The organism is Bartonella sp. CL25QHWL (assembly GCF_042195335.1).
Classification (GTDB): Bacteria; Pseudomonadota; Alphaproteobacteria; order Rhizobiales; family Rhizobiaceae; genus Bartonella.
On sequence record NZ_JBHIOE010000017.1, the window covers coordinates 1 to 21372 of the forward strand.

33 protein-coding genes are annotated in these 21372 nt (G+C 40.5%); 23 read left to right on the forward strand and 10 right to left on the reverse strand.

From position 1 onward, the window contains the following. The first annotated feature begins 440 nt into the window (after positions 1-440). Positions 441-989, forward strand: coding sequence for an antA/AntB antirepressor family protein (locus ACFILY_RS08110; protein ID WP_375631611.1), 549 nt, complete (start codon positions 441-443; stop codon positions 987-989). A 41-nt stretch (positions 990-1030) separates the two neighbouring features. Here ACFILY_RS08110 and ACFILY_RS08115 read toward each other — a convergent pair whose 3' ends face one another. Both ACFILY_RS08115 and ACFILY_RS08120 read right to left on the reverse strand, forming a co-directional pair. Further along, positions 1031-1459: a type II toxin-antitoxin system HicB family antitoxin gene (locus ACFILY_RS08115; protein WP_006589119.1), complete on the reverse strand. Its 429-nt coding sequence runs from the start codon at positions 1457-1459 to the stop codon at positions 1031-1033. Positions 1460-1526: 67 nt separating this feature from the next. Next, complete coding sequence (locus tag ACFILY_RS08120; RefSeq protein ID WP_004859817.1) at positions 1527-1718, reverse strand: hypothetical protein; 192 nt, start codon at positions 1716-1718, stop codon at positions 1527-1529. A 301-nt stretch (positions 1719-2019) separates the two neighbouring features. Between ACFILY_RS08120 and ssb the strand changes: the two genes are divergently transcribed. Further along, positions 2020-2472, forward strand: a complete 453-nt coding sequence (gene ssb / locus ACFILY_RS08125; protein ID WP_375631613.1) for a single-stranded DNA-binding protein — start codon at positions 2020-2022, stop codon at positions 2470-2472. Positions 2473-2484: 12 nt separating this feature from the next. Beyond that, entirely contained in the window at positions 2485-3027 is a 543-nt protein-coding gene (locus tag ACFILY_RS08130) for a hypothetical protein (protein ID WP_375631615.1), read from the forward strand. 3 nt (positions 3028-3030) lie between these two features. On the opposite strand, the gene ACFILY_RS08135 is transcribed toward ACFILY_RS08130, so the two are convergent. Next, positions 3031-3453 (reverse strand): type II toxin-antitoxin system HicB family antitoxin, encoded by a 423-nt coding sequence (locus ACFILY_RS08135; RefSeq protein WP_375613904.1) that lies wholly within the window; start codon positions 3451-3453, stop codon positions 3031-3033. A 20-nt stretch (positions 3454-3473) separates the two neighbouring features. Next, entirely contained in the window at positions 3474-3656 is a 183-nt protein-coding gene (locus ACFILY_RS08140; protein ID WP_006589116.1) for a type II toxin-antitoxin system HicA family toxin, read from the reverse strand. 336 nt (positions 3657-3992) lie between these two features. On the opposite strand from ACFILY_RS08140, the gene ACFILY_RS08145 reads away from it, so the two are divergent. The 4 genes from ACFILY_RS08145 to ACFILY_RS08160 all read left to right on the forward strand — a co-directional run bounded on the left by ACFILY_RS08145 (position 3993) and on the right by ACFILY_RS08160 (position 7067). Further along, positions 3993-4313, forward strand: a complete 321-nt coding sequence (locus ACFILY_RS08145) for a hypothetical protein (protein WP_375631617.1) — start codon at positions 3993-3995, stop codon at positions 4311-4313. A gap of 3 nt (positions 4314-4316) precedes the next feature. After that, entirely contained in the window at positions 4317-4898 is a 582-nt protein-coding gene (locus ACFILY_RS08150; RefSeq protein ID WP_375631619.1) for a hypothetical protein, read from the forward strand. 539 nt (positions 4899-5437) lie between these two features. Beyond that, positions 5438-5971 carry an antA/AntB antirepressor family protein gene (locus tag ACFILY_RS08155; RefSeq protein WP_375631621.1) on the forward strand — a complete coding sequence of 178 codons (534 nt, stop codon included), beginning with the start codon at positions 5438-5440 and terminating at the stop codon, positions 5969-5971. 562 nt (positions 5972-6533) lie between these two features. After that, entirely contained in the window at positions 6534-7067 is a 534-nt protein-coding gene (locus tag ACFILY_RS08160) for an antA/AntB antirepressor family protein (protein ID WP_375637823.1), read from the forward strand. A 50-nt stretch (positions 7068-7117) separates the two neighbouring features. On the opposite strand, the gene ACFILY_RS08165 is transcribed toward ACFILY_RS08160, so the two are convergent. Then, positions 7118-7423, reverse strand: coding sequence for a BrnA antitoxin family protein (locus tag ACFILY_RS08165; RefSeq protein WP_375637822.1), 306 nt, complete (start codon positions 7421-7423; stop codon positions 7118-7120). After that, complete coding sequence (locus ACFILY_RS08170) at positions 7401-7667, reverse strand: BrnT family toxin (protein WP_273790325.1); 267 nt, start codon at positions 7665-7667, stop codon at positions 7401-7403. The genes ACFILY_RS08165 and ACFILY_RS08170 overlap by 23 nt, the downstream gene beginning before the upstream one ends. A gap of 84 nt (positions 7668-7751) precedes the next feature. Here ACFILY_RS08170 and ACFILY_RS08175 point away from each other — a divergent pair, with 84 nt between their 5' ends. From ACFILY_RS08175 to ACFILY_RS08215, 9 genes are all read left to right on the forward strand, one after another. Beyond that, positions 7752-8333 carry a hypothetical protein gene (locus ACFILY_RS08175; RefSeq protein WP_375637821.1) on the forward strand — a complete coding sequence of 194 codons (582 nt, stop codon included), beginning with the start codon at positions 7752-7754 and terminating at the stop codon, positions 8331-8333. Further along, positions 8326-10257 (forward strand): phage terminase large subunit family protein, encoded by a 1932-nt coding sequence (locus tag ACFILY_RS08180; protein WP_375637820.1) that lies wholly within the window; start codon positions 8326-8328, stop codon positions 10255-10257. Before ACFILY_RS08175 ends, ACFILY_RS08180 begins: the two co-directional genes overlap by 8 nt. A 3-nt stretch (positions 10258-10260) precedes the next feature. Further along, complete coding sequence (locus ACFILY_RS08185; RefSeq protein WP_273724442.1) at positions 10261-10509, forward strand: phage head-tail joining protein; 249 nt, start codon at positions 10261-10263, stop codon at positions 10507-10509. Beyond that, a complete protein-coding gene (locus ACFILY_RS08190) occupies positions 10509-12053 on the forward strand; it encodes a phage portal protein (RefSeq protein WP_375637819.1) in 1545 nt (514 codons plus the stop codon). The genes ACFILY_RS08185 and ACFILY_RS08190 overlap by 1 nt, the downstream gene beginning before the upstream one ends. Further along, positions 12043-13128: a S49 family peptidase gene (locus ACFILY_RS08195; protein ID WP_375637818.1), complete on the forward strand. Its 1086-nt coding sequence runs from the start codon at positions 12043-12045 to the stop codon at positions 13126-13128. Before ACFILY_RS08190 ends, ACFILY_RS08195 begins: the two co-directional genes overlap by 11 nt. Positions 13129-13238: 110 nt before the next feature. Further along, entirely contained in the window at positions 13239-13391 is a 153-nt protein-coding gene (locus ACFILY_RS08200) for a hypothetical protein (protein ID WP_273790320.1), read from the forward strand. Then, on the forward strand, positions 13388-13756 hold the full coding sequence (locus tag ACFILY_RS08205) for a head decoration protein (protein WP_375637817.1): 369 nt from the start codon (positions 13388-13390) through the stop codon (positions 13754-13756). Before ACFILY_RS08200 ends, ACFILY_RS08205 begins: the two co-directional genes overlap by 4 nt. Before the next feature lie 12 nt (positions 13757-13768). Further along, positions 13769-14845 (forward strand): major capsid protein, encoded by a 1077-nt coding sequence (locus ACFILY_RS08210; RefSeq protein WP_375637816.1) that lies wholly within the window; start codon positions 13769-13771, stop codon positions 14843-14845. A 1-nt stretch (position 14846) separates the two neighbouring features. Then, positions 14847-15218, forward strand: a complete 372-nt coding sequence (locus ACFILY_RS08215) for a hypothetical protein (protein ID WP_375637815.1) — start codon at positions 14847-14849, stop codon at positions 15216-15218. 335 nt (positions 15219-15553) lie between these two features. Here the strand turns inward: ACFILY_RS08215 and ACFILY_RS08220 are convergent, their stop codons facing one another. Both ACFILY_RS08220 and ACFILY_RS08225 read right to left on the reverse strand, forming a co-directional pair. Beyond that, entirely contained in the window at positions 15554-16099 is a 546-nt protein-coding gene (locus ACFILY_RS08220; RefSeq protein ID WP_375637814.1) for an ImmA/IrrE family metallo-endopeptidase, read from the reverse strand. A 3-nt stretch (positions 16100-16102) separates the two neighbouring features. Then, complete coding sequence (locus ACFILY_RS08225) at positions 16103-16468, reverse strand: helix-turn-helix domain-containing protein (protein ID WP_375627498.1); 366 nt, start codon at positions 16466-16468, stop codon at positions 16103-16105. A gap of 408 nt (positions 16469-16876) precedes the next feature. Here ACFILY_RS08225 and ACFILY_RS08230 point away from each other — a divergent pair, with 408 nt between their 5' ends. Beyond that, entirely contained in the window at positions 16877-17605 is a 729-nt protein-coding gene (locus ACFILY_RS08230; protein ID WP_375637813.1) for an antA/AntB antirepressor family protein, read from the forward strand. Continuing rightward, the gene (locus tag ACFILY_RS08235; RefSeq protein WP_375637812.1) at positions 17602-17883 is read left to right on the forward strand and encodes a hypothetical protein; all 282 of its coding nucleotides are present in this window, start codon (positions 17602-17604) and stop codon (positions 17881-17883) included. Before ACFILY_RS08230 ends, ACFILY_RS08235 begins: the two co-directional genes overlap by 4 nt. Before the next feature lie 73 nt (positions 17884-17956). On the opposite strand, the gene ACFILY_RS08240 is transcribed toward ACFILY_RS08235, so the two are convergent. Continuing rightward, positions 17957-18274: a type II toxin-antitoxin system HicB family antitoxin gene (locus tag ACFILY_RS08240; RefSeq protein ID WP_004856761.1), complete on the reverse strand. Its 318-nt coding sequence runs from the start codon at positions 18272-18274 to the stop codon at positions 17957-17959. Next, on the reverse strand, positions 18264-18536 hold the full coding sequence (locus tag ACFILY_RS08245) for a toxin HicA (protein WP_375637811.1): 273 nt from the start codon (positions 18534-18536) through the stop codon (positions 18264-18266). Before ACFILY_RS08245 ends, ACFILY_RS08240 begins: the two co-directional genes overlap by 11 nt. Before the next feature lie 49 nt (positions 18537-18585). Between ACFILY_RS08245 and ACFILY_RS08250 the strand changes: the two genes are divergently transcribed. The 5 genes from ACFILY_RS08250 to ACFILY_RS08270 all read left to right on the forward strand — a co-directional run. After that, on the forward strand, positions 18586-19134 hold the full coding sequence (locus ACFILY_RS08250) for a hypothetical protein (protein ID WP_375637810.1): 549 nt from the start codon (positions 18586-18588) through the stop codon (positions 19132-19134). Next, complete coding sequence (locus ACFILY_RS08255) at positions 19115-19804, forward strand: phage baseplate assembly protein V (RefSeq protein WP_375637809.1); 690 nt, start codon at positions 19115-19117, stop codon at positions 19802-19804. Before ACFILY_RS08250 ends, ACFILY_RS08255 begins: the two co-directional genes overlap by 20 nt. Beyond that, positions 19801-20142: a GPW/gp25 family protein gene (locus tag ACFILY_RS08260; protein ID WP_004856773.1), complete on the forward strand. Its 342-nt coding sequence runs from the start codon at positions 19801-19803 to the stop codon at positions 20140-20142. Before ACFILY_RS08255 ends, ACFILY_RS08260 begins: the two co-directional genes overlap by 4 nt. Further along, positions 20139-20966 (forward strand): baseplate J/gp47 family protein, encoded by an 828-nt coding sequence (locus ACFILY_RS08265; protein ID WP_375631763.1) that lies wholly within the window; start codon positions 20139-20141, stop codon positions 20964-20966. The genes ACFILY_RS08260 and ACFILY_RS08265 overlap by 4 nt, the downstream gene beginning before the upstream one ends. Continuing rightward, positions 20966-21372: phage tail protein (locus tag ACFILY_RS08270; RefSeq protein WP_375673307.1), on the forward strand; the 407-nt coding region annotated here is incomplete at its 3' end. The genes ACFILY_RS08265 and ACFILY_RS08270, both read left to right, overlap by 1 nt.

Here is a 21372-nt window from a genome sequence, read left to right on the forward strand (position 1 = left end):
TATGTTACGTACACGCAGTTTAATAAACATATCTATTTACACACTACAGTGCTCAGTTAAAAAGCTATAGTAAAATTCCGATTTTATAAAACTGTTCAGATTACGTTGTCTCTTCTCAACGTTCATAGATGAAATCAACAAGAGCATAAAAAACTATCGGAAGCCGCTTGACATTATTACAGCAATATGAATAATCGAATCAGGTGCCTCAAAAACACCTTAAAACATCTAGCGGATTGGTTGCCGAAATAATCAATCTTCTGAACATTAAAGATTTTGACTCATTATATGCCGTGGCATATAAAGGTCTTGTCGGGTGTGGTTATGCTATACAATACTCTTTTGGGAAAGGCATAACGACGGACTAGATGCCGTGTTTTTGAGCACCCGGCACTCTCTATTGAGTGTCAATCAAAAACTTTAACATCTAGGAGTTCATCATGAACACTCTTATAAAAATATCAGAACAAATAATTGGACAAGAAATTGTGCAAACGGTCAATGCGCGTGAGTTACACGCATTCATGGAAATAGGAAAACGTTTCGCTACTTGGATTACAGATCGTATTAATCAATATACATTTGAAGAAGGTAAAGATTTCATAAAAACACAAGATTTGCGGTTCCCAAAATTGGGAAGCGCAAAATCTAGAGCTGTTACAGCAATAGAATATCATCTCACTCTAGACATGGCAAAAGAGCTCTCAATGGTTGAACGCAATGAGAAAGGACGTCAAGCACGTCGTTACTTTATTGAGTGTGAGAAGAAACTGAGAAACCAATCTGTTGATTATGATCGTGATACCCGTTTTGATTTGCCAAGCTATTGGGAGGGAATGAACGCTGGTGAAAAAGTTTTGTATCTTCTTGGTCCAATTCATATGCGTCTTCTTGATGCTTTCAGAGTAGATGAAGAGAACAGAAAATACAAAGCCCTTATTAAAGAAGCAAAACAGGTTCTAGCAAGATCTGTCGTAAAAGCTGCTTAGATTTAAAAACATAACTCCCCATTTTAAAAGTGGGGAGGAAGTTAAGCCGCGTTTTTGATTGTAATAACGACTTGCTTGCCAAGAACACTCAGTGCTTGCTCTAGTGTTTGAAGCTTAGTTGGATAATTTGGATCAAGAATGCGTCTTGCTTCTGTTTCTTTTTTACCCAAACGATGTGCCAATTCTGTTTTTGTGATATTCGCTTCATTAAAGGCTTCTACCACTGCGAGCTTAAGAGCATTCCACGCATCTACCGTAACCTCTACAAGGTCTTTATACTGTTGTCGCATTGGTAAAGGCAAACCACGCATAGGATAGCTCCGTAATGCTAACCCTAAAGCTTCAACAGCATTCTCTAATGCCTCTGCTCTATTTTCTCCAGCTGTTATTGCTTCTGGTACATCTGGAAAGGTTACAATAAAACCACCATCTGGATCAGATTCCAGTTTTGCTTGATACGTGTATTCCATGTTTAGGTCTCCTCGCCATGATCAAAATGCTTTTGAAACGAAAAATTAAAGCCGTTGAGAGAGTAACTCATACCCCCAACTGCTTTTTTATTATTTTCACGTAAAGTGGGGTCAATTCACCAGATTTTATAACGGTTGTCTTGTCTCCAAAAGTTACCAAATAATGTGACCCTTTGCCTGCATCAGGAGCTTCACTGTAATGAATGCCTCTTTTTCTGGCTTCTTTACGTAATTCTCTAAGCAGTGCTTCTCGTTTCATTTAGCCTCCCCCTTTTTTCATAAAATGAATATCGCACAAAAAGGTTCGATAGTCAACAATAAATCGAACAAAAAAGTTTGATACAGACTCTTAATGAAAGGATATTTATTGAAAAGTTAAAAGCAGAAATAAGAAAGCCATGCCATTTGTGTGACATGTTTTTTTGATGAATAATTTGTCAAATAATATTATAATGTAATACTTAAAAAACTGTTATTAATAAACTGAAATAATTGAATAAATATGCAAATTATGCTAAGATTTTTCATGTATAAATTGCAAATCTAATGGGGCTACAAATATGCTAAATAAAGTGACGTTAATCGGGCGCCTTGGTGCTGATCCCGAAAGCAAAACAATGAATTCTGGAACAGAAGTAGTCAATTTTCGTATGGCAACTTCTGAAAGCTATACGGATAAAAATACTCATCAAAAAGTAGAAAAAACTGAATGGCATTCAGTTGTGATTTTTAATCCACATTTGGCAAAAATTGCACTTCAGTATCTAAACAAAGGTTCAAAAGTTTACGTAGAAGGAAAATTACAAACACGCAAATGGCAAGATAAAAATGGGCATGACCGTTACACAACAGAGATTGTTTTACCACAATTCAAAGGTGAATTGTATTTGCTTGATGCAAAGAAAGATCAATCGGCATCCCCTACCCCTTCACCTATTACTTCTCAAAATTATGCTATCGCTTCAGGTGCTCAAGATTATAGAACGGCTCTTAACGATAGCGTCCCATTCTGATTGAAAAAAAATATGACAAAAAGAAAAAAACGTGCAAAACGCGGTCGTCCTCGGATTAAAGGATGTATCAGAGAACCAAATGGACGCATCTCACGAGCAAAAACACCGCATGAACCCATGGATAAATTGGCAATTGAAATGCGTGCCAAACGCTTTGGCTTGACCATAGAAGAGGCTAAAAATCCGCTTTCCGGTACCTATATTGGGCGGCTTTATTTGCAAGGCGAAATAAATCAAGACCAATATGATGCTGCGCAAAAATATCTTGAAGTGAAAAACAATTACCTATGTGCAAAAGGATTGCCTAATGCAATTTATGATGAAATGCCTACAACTTCTGATAACGGAGCAAGAGAGAAATGGGTACAGATAGCAACAGAACATCTTTTAGCTGTAAAAAATGTTGTTCAAGAAGCTCAATATTTACACCGTCAATATAACCTTCATGCTGCATTACAGTATCTTGTCATAGAAGATCAATCACTACCACACCTTGTGCTTTCATTGCGCATTGCTCTTAATGCGCTTTATAAACATTTTACGCAAAACCGGTAGTTTTCAAGCGGCGTCTTGGATATTAATGGCAACCTCTTTTCCAAGAGCAATGAGAGTAGATTCTAAGGCATCTAATTTGGTTGCGTGGTTTAAATCCAACAATCGGTCAATTTGTATTGGATGAAGTTTTAAAAGACGTACGAGATCAGCTTTGCGTAAGTTTTTTTCAATCATAGCGTTATGTATTGCAATTTTTAAAGTTACCAATGAAGATACTTCAACAAAAGGATAGGCAATATCACGATGTCCAAAGGGAATAGGTTCACGATCTTGAAAACGCCCCATAATGACTGTTAAAAGTGCATTTTTAGCCTGTTCCAAAGCTTCTTTTTCATCGTTACCATAAGTAATAAATTCCTGAAAGTCTTTAGAGACGACTAGAAGAGTATCATTGTCATCTTTGATAAATTTGATTGCATATTTCATTTACACCTCCATATCCTGGCTTATTTTAGGTCAAGATCTTTAAGAATCTTCTGGACTAATCCTGTTCCTAATTCTTTTCGCGTACCATGCATAGGTAAAACGGACTTTTTAGAACCACGCTTTACAAGCAAATGCCCTCCCTTCCCTGAAGTAAAACTGCAACCATGCTTTATAAGATATCTTTTCAATTCTTGACTATTCATTATAATAATATAACATCTAAAATGTTTCAATACAACATAAATGTTGCATTAAAGGAAAATAAAGGACATCTTTTAAAACACCATATTTAGGTAAAAAAATACAAGATCATGATTTTTTTGTTGACATAGTGTAAAAAATCGTATTTAGTGAGGGTACTGCACTAGTCGTGTTGTGTCTAAAATTCAAAAATATCCCCAAAAATTCAGCAAAATGTGATCTTGAAACGTGGCTAGAAAGCCCTGTTTTCTGGGTAATTCTGACTAATCTATTTTTCAAATAACAAAAATCAATAATTGACTAATGATGTCATTAATTATGACGCAAAAGGAGCAATGATGAAAGCTGTCATCACTAAGCCAATGTGTGTTGTTGGAGACAATAAAAGCACTGTTCGCTTTGAACCATCAACACCCAATAATCCATTTGTTGAAGTTTCTAATCAAGTCTACGCACGTCTCAAGCGCGCCAATGCTGCAAAACTTTTTGTTGACGTCAAGACAACAGCAAAAACAGATAAGGCAATTGAACAAATTAAACAGATAGAACAAGAAGCCGTACAAACATCGTCTGAACCAGTGACAGAGGAAATTCCACTCGAACAGCCAAAAGCATCTAAAGCTTCTAAGTCATCAACACCTACCCCAAAAAAGGCTTAGAAGTTGAAGTTAATCATCCACCAAAAATGGTATCTTCAACAGGTGAAGGATACCTTCACCAGTCTTCAAGCACCACGCCTTAATTGGGCTCTGCGTAATGCTCTAAACACTGCAGCAAAACAAGTTGAACGCTTTACTGAAAAGCAAGTTGCAGACATCTCATCAGCCCAAATAAAGCGTATAAGAAGAGGTGTTTATATTAAAGAAAAGGCAACAGCAAGGTTTCTTGAGACAGATATCATTGGTTCTGGAACACCGATACCTCTTAAATTTTTTAAAGTAAACGAAACAAAACGCGGCGTAACTTACACACTGTTTGGAAAGAAAGAAATCTTACCCCATGCTTTTATCAAAGGTGGGAGTTTTCCAAAGCGCGTTGAATTAAAAAAGCTGAATGGGAATGTGTTTCAAAGAGCCGATGGAGATCAATTCCCCATTGCAAAACAAAAAGGACCCTCAATTGCTGGGGTAATGTCCAAGCCAAAAATTGCAAGTGCTATTGTAAAAGAAGCCAATGAAAGATTAACCAAAAATATACAGAGACAACTTTCTCGTCAAGAATACGCTGCTAATAAGAAAGGCTAGATCATGTTCTCAAGCTATGTTTGCTATACACTGAGATTTTCTTTCTTGACAAGATTCACGGAAAACGTATATCGTTAAATTAGGTGCCTAGAAAACACCTTAGATGCATAGCGGATAGATTGCCGAAACAGTTTATTTTCCGCATACTAAAGGCTTTGACTCATTATATGCTACATGCGTATAATAGATCTGTCGGGTGTAGTTACGCTATACAATACCCTTTATGGGAAAAGCGTGACGACGGACTATGCACCGTGTTTTCTAGCACCCGGCATTCTTTGTGGAGTGTCAATACTTTTAGGATTTTTCAAAAAATAATTGACAGTTTCTGTGAACAGCTATAGTCTGATTGGCAGGCTTAAAACACCTCGTAACTAATCGGTTCAACAGTATCCCGAAAGATCTGTTGCCCATCATAAGAATTTTTGTCCAGGGTCTTCGTGTGTATGTCCAAGGGTAACCTAAAGATACGAAGGGCTGTATTAGTTCGGTTGTTTTAGCCCTGGATACTTTAACTTATAAAACAAAGGACTAATAAGATGAACACTCTAATTAAAATATCAGAACAAGCTGTTGGACAAGAAATTATTCAAACCGTTAATGCGCGTGAATTACATGTGTTTTTGGAAGTAAAACGAGACTTTTCCAATTGGATTAAAGACCGTATTAACAAATACAGCTTTCTCAAAAATCAGGATTATATAGTTTTCACCAATTTTGGCGAAAACCTCCAAGGCGGTCGTCCAAGTACAGAATATCACATCACATTAGACATGGCGAAAGAGCTCTCAATGGTTGAACGCAATGAGAAAGGACGTCAAGCACGCCGTTATTTTATTGAGTGTGAGAAGAAACTAAAAAGCCAATCTGTTGATTATGACCATGATACACGCTTTGATTTGCCAAGTTATTGGGAAGGTATGAACGCTGGTGAAAAAGTTTTGTATCTTCTGGGTCCAATTCATGTTCGTCTTCTTGATGCCTTCAGAGTAGATGAAGAAAACAGAAAATACAAAGCTCTCATTAAGGAAGCAAAACAGGTTCTAGCAAAATCTGTTACGAAAGCCGCTTAGATTTAAAATATGATCTCATCTTCCCTGCTTTCAGAGTGGGGAGGATATTAATTTAAAGAAGATTATCGATAATGCTTCGCTTTTTCCAGAAAAAATACAATAAAATCAATGCAAAAGGTACTTCCCAGCGGGTTGGCTTCGTTGCGGGGCGGACGAGCGCGAACTATCGCTAGCGACAGAATTTTCAAATTGACTGTACATTGTACATTTAACTCATTGATAAATAATGATTTCAATATGTACACTGTACAGTATGCGATTATTTTTAGATAAAAATTATGTTTATTCTTGACATTGTTGCGTCAATGTCTATTTTCGAATCAGGTGCCTAGAAAACACCTTAAACACATAGCGGATTGGTTGCCGAAATAATCAGTCTTCCGCACATTAAAGACTTTGACTCATTGTATGTTAGGCGCATATAATAACTTTGTCGGGTGTAGTTATGCTATACAATACCCTTGTGGGGAAAGCATAACGACGGGCTATGTGCCGTGTTTTCTAGCACCCGGCATCTTTTAGAGTGTCAATAGAAAACCTTTAAGCACATAGGAGCCAAATCATGGCACAATATTTAATTGACTTACATCAGACTACGATTGATGGTGATATCGTTCAGACAGTGAATGCGCGTGAGTTACATACATTTTTGGCAATAGGAAAACGTTTTGCTACTTGGATTACGAACCGCATTAATCAGTATGCATTTGAAGAGGGAAAGGACTATATTTTAACGCTTCCCAAAATTGGGAAACGTAAAAATGTTATAAGTAAAGAATATCATCTCACCCTAGACATGGCAAAAGAGCTTTCCATGGTTGAACGTAACGAGAAAGGACGTCAAGCACGCCGTTACTTTATTGAGTGTGAGAAGAAACTAAAAAGTCAATCTGTTGATTATTGTGATGATATACGTTTTGCTTTCCCAAAAGATTGGGATAAAATGTCTCCAACTAAAAAGGCTGTTTACATTTATGGACCTCTCCATATGCATCTTGTCAAAGCCTTTACATTGGTAGAAGAAAGCAAACATTATAAAGCTTTAATCAAAGAAGCAAAACAAGTCTTAGAAAGATCTGTCGTAAAAGCTGCTTAGATTAAGACACATCTCTCCTCCCCGTTATCAACAATGGGGAGGTGGTTGGTTTAGCTGCCACTTGCTTTTTTTAAGACTTCACCCATACGTGTTCGCCAATCTTTTCCTTGTTTTTTAAAAGAGGCAATAACATTTGGGTCGAGACGGAGAGTAACCGCTTGTTTAGGAGATTCAACGGGTGGACGCCCACGTTTACGGCGCTCTTCTGTTACATACTTAAAAAAGGAGGCTGGTAAAACGTCTTTAGCTGGCTTTAAGCGTGCAAGTTCTTCATCTGTTAGTGATGGGGAATCCACAGCGTCCCAATCTTCTTTTGTGTAGCCACATCCTGTTTTAAAGGTTTTTTTGATAGTCATTGAAAACCTCTCTTTCTTTTTTATTCGCTTGACGAAAACTGATAATGGATATCGCTTCATTGCCAAGCTTTGCAAAAACAATAACTGTTGTGCCATTCGCAAAATGTCCAATAGCCTTCATGCGGTTTGAATGTGTTGCATCAATAAGAGCATGTTCCCAGTCAAAGTAAATAACATCAGCAAAATCAAGCTTATGTTTAACAATGTTTAAAGCTCTTTTTGGTTCATCCCACACTATCTTCATATATTTTATGTACACGAAAAATAAAACCTTGTCAATAATTAAAGTGTACAATAATTCGTATATACCATTCAAAATGGAAAAACTATGGATAAGAAGAATCGTAAGGGTCTATCGGTTCGTGCGTTTGCGAAGAAGATGGGGGTTTCACATAATGCGGTGGTTTCTCGGATAAAGACAGGTAAATTTGATGCGGCTCTTTTTGAAGATGGTTCTGTCAATGAAGCCCTTGCCACAAGCATCTGGAATGAGAATCCAACAAAGCGCCCTGCTCCATTTTTAGCGCCTGATGGTCAACCGCGGACAAAGATCAAACAAGCCTCCACAGAGGGCGCTAATGAATACAAGATAAAACTGGAGCGAATGCAAGTTGCCCTTGAAAGCGAGAAGATTGCTCTTGAACGCTTACGCGAAACAACCGTTGATCGTGAAGAAGTCAAGAGAGCAGCACGTGAGTTTGGAAGAGCGCACCGTGACGCCATGTTGAATTTTCCTCATCGATTTGGTGCAAGCATTGCTGCACAAGTTGGATGTGATGCTGCCAGCCTTATTGGTGCTATTGATTACACTATGAGAACCGCTTTACTTGAGGCGGTTAATATTCCAGTGCCTTTTCATGATCCTCATTCTCCAGAGTTAGAGAACTTGCAAGAAACGAATAATGGATGAGAATGCTGTTACAGAATTTTTCGCCCATGCCAATAATGCAAGACAACCGGACCCACCGTACACGGTTTCGCAATGGGCGGATAAGAATAGATACCTTAGCACGGTAGCAAGTGCTGAACCTGGATTGTGGAGAACAAAGCGGACCCCCTATTTGCGCGAAATCATGGATAACCTTTCCTCCTACGTGCCAATTGAAACAACTATTGTCATGAAAGGGGCGCAAGTTGGCATGTCAGAGGCAGGATTAAATTTCTGCGGTTATGCTATTCATTATAGTCCAGGACCTGCTCTTTATGTGATGCCAACGGTTGAGACAGCCAAAAAGCTTTCAAAGACGCGGCTTGATCCTATGATTATGGCAAGCCCTGCTTTAAGCGAACGCATTGCCCCAGCGCGGGCACGCGACAGTGGTAATACAATGTTTTCGAAAGAGTTTGATGGTGGTGCACTGATGCTTACAGGGGCAAACAGTGCTGCTGGTTTGCGTTCCATGCCTATTCGTTATCTGATTTTAGATGAAGTGGATGGTTATCCTCTCAGTGTGGATAACGAAGGTGATCCGGTGATGATCGCTGAAAAGCGTACCTCAACCTTTGTACAACGAAAGATCTTTAAATTGTCCACACCCACCCACCGTGACACAAGCCGTATTGCCAAGGATTTTGTGCTAGGAGACCAGCGATATTACAACGTGCCTTGTGATGCATGTGGTGTTCTACAGCCCATTGTTTGGTCACAAATTAAGTGGCCAAAAGGCGCCCCCGAAAAAGCTGTGTTTGTTTGTGCCCATTGTGGCCATGAACATGCCGAGCACAGAAAAACAGATCTCATGTGTGAAGAACGAGGAGCATGTTGGGTACCAACCAGTGAATCAAGCAGACCCAATTTGCGTTCTTATCATATTTCGGCACTCTATTCCCCTTGGCTTACTTGGGGGGAATGCGCAAGAGAGTTTTTAAATGCCAAGGATGATCCAGCTCTTCTACAGCCTTTTGTCAATACAGTGCTTGGAGAGCCATGGGAGGACAGAACAGGCGAAGTTGTTGACCCAGATAGCCTCTATGCAAAACGCGAAGATTATCCCCTTGCACCAGAACAAGCCGTGTTGTTGACAGCGGGTATTGATGTGCAAAATGACCGCTTAGAACTTGAAGTGGTTGGATGGGGACGCAGTGAAGAAAGTTGGCATATTGATTATCAAGTTATCCTTGGTGATCCCTCTTCTTTTGAAGTATGGGACCAGCTGGATGAATACCTTACAAAACGCTGGCCGCATCTAGGTTACAAAGACGGCATCAAGATAACGGCTGCTTGTATTGATACCGGTGGTGGACACACACAAGCGGTTTATAATTACGTGCGCCCCCCCCGTGAGGGACGACGTATCTGGGGAATTAAGGGGCAAGCGGGATGGCGTGCGGTATGGCCACGCCGTCCAAGTAGAAACAACAAAGGACAGATTAATCTCTATATTGTTGGGGTTGATGCAGCAAAAGATATTATCACGGCACGGTTTAAAAAATCCGGTCCTGAAGCATCGGGTGCTGGTGCAACACACTTTCACAAAAACCTTGATCGGGAATATTTTGACCAACTGACCGCTGAAAGAAAAGTCATCAAATATTTTAAAGGCTTCAAGCGTATTGAATGGCAAAAAAGTGAAAAGGCAAGAAACGAAGCCTTGGACTGTAGGGTCTATGCTTATGCTGCTTTACAAGGTCTGATTTCGGCAGGAATAAACCTTAATCGAGAAGTCGATATCTTAGAAGAGCGTCTGGAAAAACTTAAAATTGAAGGCTCTTTAGAGCAGCCAACATCAGAACATGTGCCCTCTCCTTCTCCAAGAAGATCTCAGACAGCACAACCTCAAAGGAAACAATCCAGAACGGTGATGAATCCTTATATGCAAGGGGATTGGAGGTAATTTATGGATACAGACTTGAACCAAGTAAACAGCAAAACTGACAGACTGGAAAGTTTAAAAAAGCGGCGTGAACAAATTGAAGAAGCTCTTTATTCGGGAGCACAATCGGTGCGCCATGGCGATAAGCAAGTCAGCAACCGTTCTGTTGAGGAACTGCGCAGAGCGCTTGAGATGCTGAACACACAAATAGCCAACCTTGAAGGACGCAAGCGTTCACGCGTTTTCTATTTTAATATATCACGAGGCTATTAATGGCTGGTTTTTTCAATAAACTCACGGGCTTTTTTACAATTTCTCGTCAACACAATCCCCATTTTGAAGCGGCAAGCAAAAGCCGCCGTATGGGTGGTTTTGACCCCGCAAAAAAACATATCAATAAAGCGATTGAAGAATGCGGTGATACCATTGTTGCCCGTTCAAGATGGCTTTATGACAATGAAGCTCTTTATGGTTCTGCAACGGAGGAATGGGTCTCTGCGGCTGTAAGTGATGGGATTAAACCTTATCCTCGTATTGAAGGCTTTCAAGAAGAAAAGAAAAAGCTTTTAGACTTATGGTGGCAATGGGTTGATGAAGCAGATTATGATGAAGATACCAGCTTTTATGGGCTGCAAGCAACCATTGCACGAGAGGTCTTTTTAACCGGAGAGTGCTTTGTAAGATTGCATTATGTTGATCTCTACGGACGCTCTAGTGTACCGCTTCAATTACAAGTTTATCCCACGGAAATGTTGGACCTTTCCTACAATGGACCGGCTGAGATTGAAGGCAATTACATTCGTATGGGAATTGAATTTAATGCCAGTGGCAAGCGCGTTGCTTATCATTTCTGGGAACATCACCCCTATGATGATGTCCCTGCAAATATGGCATTTGAGAGCCAAGAGCGCGTGCGTGTCCCCGCTGAAATGATCCTGCACATCAAAGAGCGCCGTATCGCAGGACAATTGCGCGGTTCTCCCAAAATAACGCGCTGTATGACAAAGATCTTTCAACTCGAATCCTATGACGACGCAGAACTCGATAGAAAAAGGACGGCGGCTCTTTTCGCGGCGTTTGTCAAGGACAATTCACCAAACGTCGAAAAATTATCCGATAATCGTGATAAAAACAACGTTGAAGAAGAATACAAAGCACCTGTCATTGCGCCCGGTGCATCTCTTTATTTAGGAGAGAATAAAGAAGTTACATTCTCAAATCCTGTTGAGGTTGGTGGCTCTTATGAGGCTTTTCAATTTCGCAATATCTTGAAAATTTGTGCAGCACTTAATATGCCTTATGCCGTTGTGACTGGAGACGTTACGCGGGGGAATTTTTCAAATGTACGCACCTCCATCATTCAGTTTAGACGGCACGTCAAACAATGGCGTGAACATATTATTGCCTTTCAGTTTAACCGCATTGTTTGGGAGCGTTTTGTTGAAATGGCAGTGCTTGCTGGATGCGTCAATTTGCCAAGGTGGGAAGAAAATTCCTTGCCATGGCTTCAATGTGAAAGCTTTGCACCCCCGCTTGAAATGATTGATCCAAACAAGGATATCTCAGCGGAAAAAGAAGAAATTCGTGCAGGCTTGAAAACACGACGCATGGCACTTGCCGAGCGCGGCTTTGATATCGACAGCATTCATGCCGAACTTGAAGAAGAGCACACAGACGCTCGTGCGCGCGGCTTATCTTTTGACACGGATATGGCAGCGCCTTCTGGTGAAAATCAAGCGATTGATACAGCAGATTCAGAACCTTCTGAGACTTATGAAAGTAACCAAGGCAGTGAGGCACATAAAAATGGTGAATAATCTTGATATGCCGTTCTTGGCATCACGGCTTTTTGGGGTTCCACATATGCTTGCCTCGACAAAACTTGATGTCATTTTGAATGCTCTTGCACCGCGTCTTTTTGAGGGAGAAAAGTTTGCCCCTAGGGCATTTGGACAAGGGGATACGGAAGCTTTAAGACCCCCTGAAACTTATGTAGTACAAAACAATGTTGCCATAATACCGGTTCATGGCACGCTTGTGCGCCGTGGTGCATGGCTTGGGGCTTTATCGGGGCTAACCTCTTATGAAGGTTTAAGCGCTTCTTTTCGTGAAGCCATTGCACAACCTGATGTTCGTGCTGTCTTACTTGATATTGACAGCGGCGGTGGAGAAGCCGGTGGTGTCTTTGATTTGGTTGAAGAGTTTCAAACACTCTCAAAACAATACGACAAGCCCATTTGGGCACATGCCAATGAGTTTGCTTGTTCAGCGGCTTATGCCATTGCTTGTTCTGCTTCTCAAATATGGGTTGCTCGCACGGGTGTTGTAGGCTCGATTGGGGTTGTTTGTGCTCATCTTGACCAGTCCCGTGCAGATGAAAAACACGGGCATAAATGGACCTTTGTCTTTGAAGGTGATCACAAAACCCATGGCAACCCTCACGAACCCTTGAGCGATACAGCACAGATAAAAATGCAAGCCGATTGCGCCCTGCTCTACGAGATGTTTGTCGATTTGGTGGCGCAAAACAGACGCTTAAATGCTGCTGCAATTCGTGACACAAAAGCAGAAACTTTTATAGGCACCCAAGCGATCACGCTTGGATTAGCAGATGCGCAAGGCACCCTTGCGCAAGCTTTGGAAGCCTTAACGGATTCCATATCACAAAACCCAACATCAACAGAAAAAGAAGGACAAAACACATGGCACGCACACAATACCGCGCTGAAGAAGATGATGACGAAAAGATTGTCGACATCATCAATGACGAGGAAGAGGACGAAGACGATAGCGACATCGACAAAAACGCCGAAGACTTCGACGATGAAGAAGACGAAGAGGACGAAGAGGACGAAGACAATGAGGACAATGAAAACAAGCAGGAAAACATAAAAGCTGCTCTTGAAAAAGAAAGAAAGCGCGCAAAAGCACTAACAACCCTTGAAAGGCAAGCAAAGCACTTAGGCGTTTCTTTTGACGCAGCAAAAGCTATTCAAAAAGGTATGAGTATCGAGAAAGCACGCCAGTGTGTGTTGACGGCTGCTAGCTCTCAAAGCGCGTCTTTAAAAGTCTCGCCTTATACCCCTCATAGTGATGGGACGAGCAAGGCAAAGATTCATACAAAATGGGAAGCAGCTTGGAGGGCAGTGAAATGACGAATATTATTTATGACGACGTACGCAATGGCGCTTATCTTGGACCCTACGACCCCGATATGTCAAACGAAGAAGTGGTGTTTGCATCAGGAGCATTCATTGAAGCGGGAACTGTCATGGGAAAGATAACCACAACGGAACACTATGTCCCCCTTAATCCAGCAGCATCAGATGGCAGTCAAATCCCTGCGGGGATTTCTTTTGCCACTGTTGATGCCTCTGAAGCAGATCAACGTGCCGTGATTACAGCACGCTTATGCACTGTAAAAGCTTCTGAACTGCTATGGCCAGATGCCATCACGGATGAGAAAAAGAAAGCAGCCATTCAGTCTTTAGAAGACCATAACAACATTCTATTGCGATAGGAGAATGCACACATGGATATGAATTTTTTTAAACATGATGCTTTCTCAAGCATCACAATGATGAAAGCCATCGAAAACTATGAGTTTCAACCTGGTCTTGTAAGTTCTCTTAATCTCTTTGAAGAAGTTGAAACCAGTACCACAGTGGTTGGGATTGAACGGCGTGATAATACATTTTCGCTTATTCAAACCAGTGAACGTGGCGCACCTTTGACAGAAGGTGATAGAGAGGCTCGTAATCTTCGGTTTTTCAAAACAACACGGATTGCCAAAAGTGATACGGTGAAATCAGAAGAAATCCAAAACCGTCGTGAATTTGGCGCAGAAGATCAGTTAGAGACAGCAATGAAATATATTGCCAGAAAACAAAAGAAACTGATTTCTGAAATCGAATTGACATGGGAAAATATGCAGCTTGGCGCTGTTCAAGGTGTTGTCCTTGATGCTGATGGTTCCGTAATTGTCGATTGGTACAAAGAATGGGAAATCACACCACCAAAGCCCATTGACTTTAAACTGAATACAGAGACAACCAATGTTGCTGACAATGTTGATCAAGTCATTATGAGGATGATTGAGGCTTCAAAGGGAGCGTTTTCTGATCGTTCACGCATTATTGGGCTTTGTGGAAATGAATTCTTTTCCAAGTTGAAAAACCATAAAACAATTCGTGAGACCTATTTAAACACAGCCTTAGCACAGACACTCAATAGCGCCGGAGGTGTTGCAACACCAAGCGCTCTTGGATCGGGGAGCTTTGGCAGTTTTGACTTTGCTGGTGTCACTTTCATTAATTACCGGAGTATCCACAACTATAATGTGAGTGCGAAGGCTGGAACAAAGCGCGCCATAGGCATTAAGCCTGATGAATGCCAATTCTTTCCTGTTGATGCGCCTGGTGTCTTCCAAAAAACCTTTGCTCCTGGTGAAAGCTTGGATTTTGCCAACACGGTTGGAAGACCTCTCTACACCATGCTTATCGTCGACCACGACCGTAATGCATGGGTAAAACCGGAGGTCTATAGCTATCCGCTTTACATCTGTACACGCCCTGAAATGCTGTTTAAAGCAGTGATTGGAGCGAAATAACATGCGATGGCACGGGCTGCTAAACCAAATGGTTAAAGATGTGCGCAACACTTTTAGGCAGCCCATCATCTACACGCGAAAAGACAACCAGCAATCTTTTCGTATCACAGCGATTTACGGCATTAAGCATTCAGAATCGGACGCCGGTGGCAGAATCCCCACCACAATTCCAAGAAAGGAACTTGATCTTTGTATCAATGACATCGGGGGAATACCACCAAACCCTCAAGATAGTGTTGTAATCATTTCCCCTGAAAACAGCAAAGCGCCCTCTTCTCAAGAGCACTTCACTGTCACAGATGTCCAAGCCTCAGAATCCGGTATGTATAAACTTATCTTGCGTAACGAATCTCCACCTAACAAGCAGTTTTGATTACATTTCTGAGATGCAGAAGGGGAATAAATTATCCCCTTCTGTGTTTCACCTACTTATTGGAATACGCCAAGCCTTTCGCCCATAGTGTTTTGCGTAAAGTTTTTGACCTGTATAAGGACATCTACGCCATGTACGAAAAACGTACGTTTTTTTGTCTTTATTTCTCATAAAGACTCCTTTTTCGGTGGATGAACCTAGACAGGAAACATTTACAATGATACAATTCCGCATGTCGTTGCAGGTTGCATCTTTCTGTTTCCTGTCTGGTTTTACGTCAGCTAACCGAAGCCTGACGTAAACTCTTTGTGGGTTTGAGTTGCAGCTCAAACCCATTATTGTTGTGATTTAAAATAATTCATCATGTAATTTATCCTAATCTCTGCTGCTTGTAATGAAACTCCATAGAAATTAGCTACCTCTCTTGGAGTCTTAAATCTTGACATTCCTGAACGTGGCATTAAAAGCTCAGCAGCAAATTGGTTAGCTTGTTTTTCTGCACTGCGATAGACAGGTATTTCATGAGAATTGACTACGCGTTGAAAAGGTAAATTTGTATGTAAAAAAAGATGACCAAGTTCATGAGCAACTGTAAATCTTGCGCGACCATTATCATCGTACGCATCTTTATAAATATCCTCTCTTAAAACAATGAATTTGCCTTGCGGGTCTGTTAAACCACCCACATTTCCAAGTTCTTCCTCATCTGCGATATGTAAACAATATCCTGGTCTCATAGTAGGCAAAATGTATTCAGCAAAATCCATAACTGGGAAAGCTTGGTAATCTAACAATTTCAGTTCTTTTCGAAGTAAATCAGTAAAAAAACCAATTTTCTCCCAACTATAAGGAGGAACTTCGTAATCAATACTTTTCTTCACCTTCTACTTACCTTTTTTTTCTTTTATCTGTTTCATTAATTTTTTCATTTTTTCTACATCTTCTGGAGAAATGTTATCTATAACTCTAGCAAACATACCAACAAGTTCACCTGTGGATGAATTAGAAGACTTTATTGTAAAACTTTTGCGGCAAGCATCAGCCTCTTGTCTTAAGAGAGAAGCCATATCTTGATCTAAATCGTATAATTCTATGATCTTTTCTTCCATACCAACAGGTACAGATTTTTTGCCAATCTCAACAGAAGATAAAAATGCTACAGATATATCTAATTTTTTAGCCATATCTAAAAGGCGTTCTGCATGATCAATACGGAGTTTCCGTAAGGTTTTACCAAAGGATGTAAGCATCAAATAGAACTCCAAAGGACGGATAATTAATCTTAATAAGTTTAATATATTTTATCTTAAGGTATAAATCAACTCTTTTTTTACAATAATTACAAATTGCCAATAGCAAAAATTTAAAAATTATCGAAAGTGGCTTGACATTATAGTAGGAGTATGAATAATCGAATCAGGTGCCTCAAAAACACCTTAAATACCAAGCGGGCGAGCTACCGAGATAGTTTATTTTCCGCACATTAAAGGCTTTGACTCATTGTATGTTACACGCATATAATGATATTGTCGGGTGTGGTTACGCTATACAATACCCTTGCGGGAAAAGCGTAACGACGGACTTGGTACCGTGTTTTTGAGCACCCGGCACTTTTTAAAGGGTGTCAATCAAAAACGTCTATTACCAAGGAGTTCACTATGAACACTCTTATAGAAATTAAAGAACGGGTTATTGATCAGGAAACTGTTCAAACTGTTAAGGCGCGTGATTTGCATGCGTTTTTGGAAATAAAGTCTGAATTTAGAAATTGGATTAAAAATCGCGTTAAAGAATGTAAATTTCAGGAAAATATAAACTTTATAACTGCGGTAAATTTTTACCGAGGTGGAAAGGTAAAAGAATACCACATTACGTTAGACATGGCTAAACATCTTTCGATGATAGAGCGTAATGATAAAGGGCATGAAGCACGTCAATACTTTATCAAATGTGAACGACTTTTGAAACAAGTAGTGACACCACAAGTTGACTACTCCAAACCGGAAGCATTACTTGGTGTTTTAAATCACTTACAAAGCCAAATTGAGCATAAAGATCATGTTATTGCTGAATTGACTCCAAAAGCAAAAGCTTTGGAAGGTTTAAAACGCTCTGATGGTTTATTCGGTCTTATTGAAGCAGCAAAGATGTTGGAAGTACGACCAAAGGATTTGACCGATTACTTGCGTAAACATGATTGGGTGTATCGACGAGCTCCAGGGGCGCCTCTGTTACCTTATCAGGACAAGATCAAGAAAGGATTCATGGATTGCCCTGCTATCACCATTCAAAGACCGGATGGTACAGAAAAGGTACTGCCTTCAACAAAAATCACCTCCAGAGGATTGGCATGTTTGAGAGAACAAATCCATGGAGGTGTACAATGAAGAAGATAGATACCAACTTCCTATGCGATTTATGGATAACCTTGTTTCAGTTTGTAAATTGTGAATATGTAGATGACAAAAATTGTAGTGCTCTGGTTGACATCATGGGGGTGGTAGAAAAAGCTTTGATTGTAAAACTTCAAGATGAAGTGCCGAATATTACAAAGATTCTAGCAGTTCTTACAGGTTTTGGAACTTCAGAACTACCGCATAGCATGAATCCGTTATTGCAAGCTTATGCTCCTACTTTGGAAAGTCCTGTTGTAAAAGCTGCTTAACTTAAAAACACAACTCCCCTCCCTGTTCTTAAAATGGGGAGGTGGTTAAAAACGAATATTTATCAAGAGAAAATTACAGTTTAGAAGAAATGTATCTGTTTAAACTCACACCATTTTCAGCGGCTTGTATTGCAAGTTTTCTATGGAGTTCTGGTGGTATTCTTAATTGAAACTTACCACTGTATTTACCATGTGACAAAGGCACAGGAACTTCTTCTCCATTATGTTGCATGTCCTCAACAACTTCTGAAACAAGGTCCATAATGCCTTTTAAAGCTTTCTCTGCTTGAGCATCTAACCATGAAAGGGATGGGAATTCTGCACACAATCCGACATATTCCTCATCTTCTTGCGACCACAAAACACGATATGTATAATGATTATTGTTCATGTTTCATCCTTTCTATCGCTTGTAAGACTTGTTTGACTTGATAAGCTTTTGCTTTGTTACCAGAATCTTTTTGAATATTCACACGGGGGTTACCAAGCCACGGGGTTTTAAAAACAAAATGACTTGTACCATTGTTCCGTGGTTCTCCAAAGAAATAGACACATACAGCCAACAAATCTGAAAACTTAATGTTCTTTGGTGATGCTTTCATCAAGCTGATTATTTTTTCAACTTTATTGTTCATAACCAATAATAGTATCATTATTAATCCTAGTCAATCATTTTATACACTTAATTGGACAGGAGCGCCCATGCATCCGAGAGAAACGATAAGGGAAAGCTTTGTTGCGTTGATCAAAGCAGCAAAGACGGCAGCTGGTGACAATGTTTTCAATATGCGTGATTTCAACTTTTCCGTTGAGAACACGCCTGTAATTAATATCTCAACACAAAGTGAAACGATTAAAGATGGGCAAGATTATGGAATAAGGCGGCGTATTTTAACGCTAGATGTTGAATGTTATGCGACATGTGAAGATGGTGCACGCTTTGTTGACCAACTAGCATGGGAAATTGAAGAGATTTTCTATGCCAATCCCAATCTTAACAATACCGTTGAGACATGCCGCCTGCAAAATATTGCTTTTGCCTTTGGTGATAATGGCGCCCTAGCGCTCCATGGTGCAATTTTAACCTTTGAAGTCATTTATGTGACAAATATCCCCAACATGGATGAAGAAGACGGCAGTGTAACAGCAAGAATCGTTGAACCTTTCTTAAGCTTTGAACCAGAAACAGGCGTGAGAAATAAAGATAAATACCATAAAATTGAAGGTGGACATGTTAGAGCGACGCGATAAAGAAATCACAGATCTAAAGAGACGTGTGGCCAATATGGTTGTGGTGGGAAAAATTAGCCATGTCGACCATAAAAACGCACGCTATCGGGTAAAAAGTGGCAATCTTGTCAGTGACTGGATTCCAGACACACAAGCCCGCGCCGGTAAAACACGCTCTTATGAAGGGCGTGATATCGGAGAGCAAGTGATTGTTGTCTCGTCATCCGGAGATTTATCACAAGGGGTGATTGTTGGTTCACTTCATACCGATGCTAATCAAGCAGCCGATAAGGGCAGCATTCACCGAACGATATACCCTGATGGCACCAGCCTTGAATATGATGATGAACAAAATACTTATGGAATTCACATCAAATCCGGCGGAAAATTTATCCTGACAATCGCTGATGGTGTGTCACTAAAAGGTGATGGGGGCAAGCTAGAGCTTACCGCACCGGAAGGCATAAAGATTGTTTCAGAAAGCGATATAAATTTAAACGCAAAAGGCAACATCTCTTTGAAGGCAGGTGGTGGCATTTCACTGAATTCGAATGATAGTCTCTCTCTTCATTCTGGGAATAATGTTTCCATTCATTCAAGTGGACTAAAGCATAACGGCACCAATATTGGAAACAGCCATGTTCATGGCGGTGTTTATTCTGGTGGTTCTATGACAGGAGGTCCCAATTGAACAGTGGAATGGACCGTACAACAGGAAAGCCATTAACCGGAATTGATCATTTGCGCCAATCAATCCTTGACATTTTGTCAACGCGGATTGGTTCGCGTGTAATGCGGCGTGATTATGGTTCACGTGTTGCTGAACTCATTGATGCACCGGTTAATAATGCTTTTGCTGTTGCCCTTTATGCTGCTGTTGCTGAGGCTTTAGACAAGTGGGAACCGCGTTTTAAATTGAAAAAAATCGATTTTAAAATGGTTGATGCTGGACAAGTTTCTTTGTCCTTTGAAGGCATTTATTTGCCATCCGGCAAGCCCATTACCATGGAAGGATTATTGATAAAATGAATGGAGTGCTTGCAAAACCCGAAATCATCACAGAACTTTCTTTTGAAGAAATACGCGCTGCTGCTCTTGCCCATTTAAAAGAACTTTTACCCGAATATACATTTTTGGAAAGTGATCCAGCCGTAAAAGTCATAGAGGCTTTTAGCTATCGAGAGTTGCTTTTAAGACAGCGTATTAACGAAGCGGCACGCAACAACATTCTTGATTTTGCAACCGGTGAATCTCTTGACGCTTTGGGAAACTGGCATGGTCTTGCCCGCATGGAAGGGGAAAGTGACGAGAGATATCGTGAACGCATAGAGCTTCATGCCCGTGGTGGTAATGGGAGCGGGACAGAGCCCTATTACAAGCTTATAGCCTTAACAGCAGATAGTCGTGTTAAGGATGCGATTGTTTACCGTAAAGGCAAAGACCCAACCATCTATGTTGCTCTTTTTGGTAATAATGAAGAAGGAACGGCATCTGAAGATCTCATACAAACAGTCTCAGAAGTTCTTCACAGAAAAAATATCATCATGACCAATGATACAATCATTGTTCACGCTGCTGTCAAAAAAGTGCTGGATTTAGAAGCAGATGTTTGGCTGTTACCAGAAACATCTTTGAAAATTCTTACAACAATGAAAACAAATTTAAGAACAGCATGGCAACAAGAACAAGCCATTGGTCGTGAATTAAGTTTATCGTGGTGGATTTCAAAACTAATGATTTCTGGTGTCCAAAAAGTCATTGCCATTACCCCAACACAAGACAGTATGGTGTGTGATGAAGAAATTTTATCGATTGGAAAAATCACCTTAAACTTTAAGGGGTATGCCCGCTAATGGTTGGTTCCCTCCTTCCCACAAACGCGACAGAATTTGAAAAGCGCCTTGCCGATGCTTGCGATTTTCATCAAGATATTGATGGTTCTGTTTTGGGGATTTCACGCGCAAAACTGATCACACGCCCTCCCCGTTTCTTGCCGTGGTTGATTGAAGAATACGGGCTTGGTGAACTGACACCTTATGTTCCAAACCTCTATGATTTGATTGATCAAGGGCTTCAATGGCAGAGGATACGTGGCTCCCTTGCGGCAATAGAGATAGGGCTTGAATGGCTAGAGATTACAGCACGCTTTCAACCCGCCTGGACGGGGCGCGCATGGTGGAACTCCTTTCAACTTGATTTTGATCAGTTGCCTGAACGCAAAAGCCTTGAAGCCATTGAAGCGATTACCGACCTTTCCAA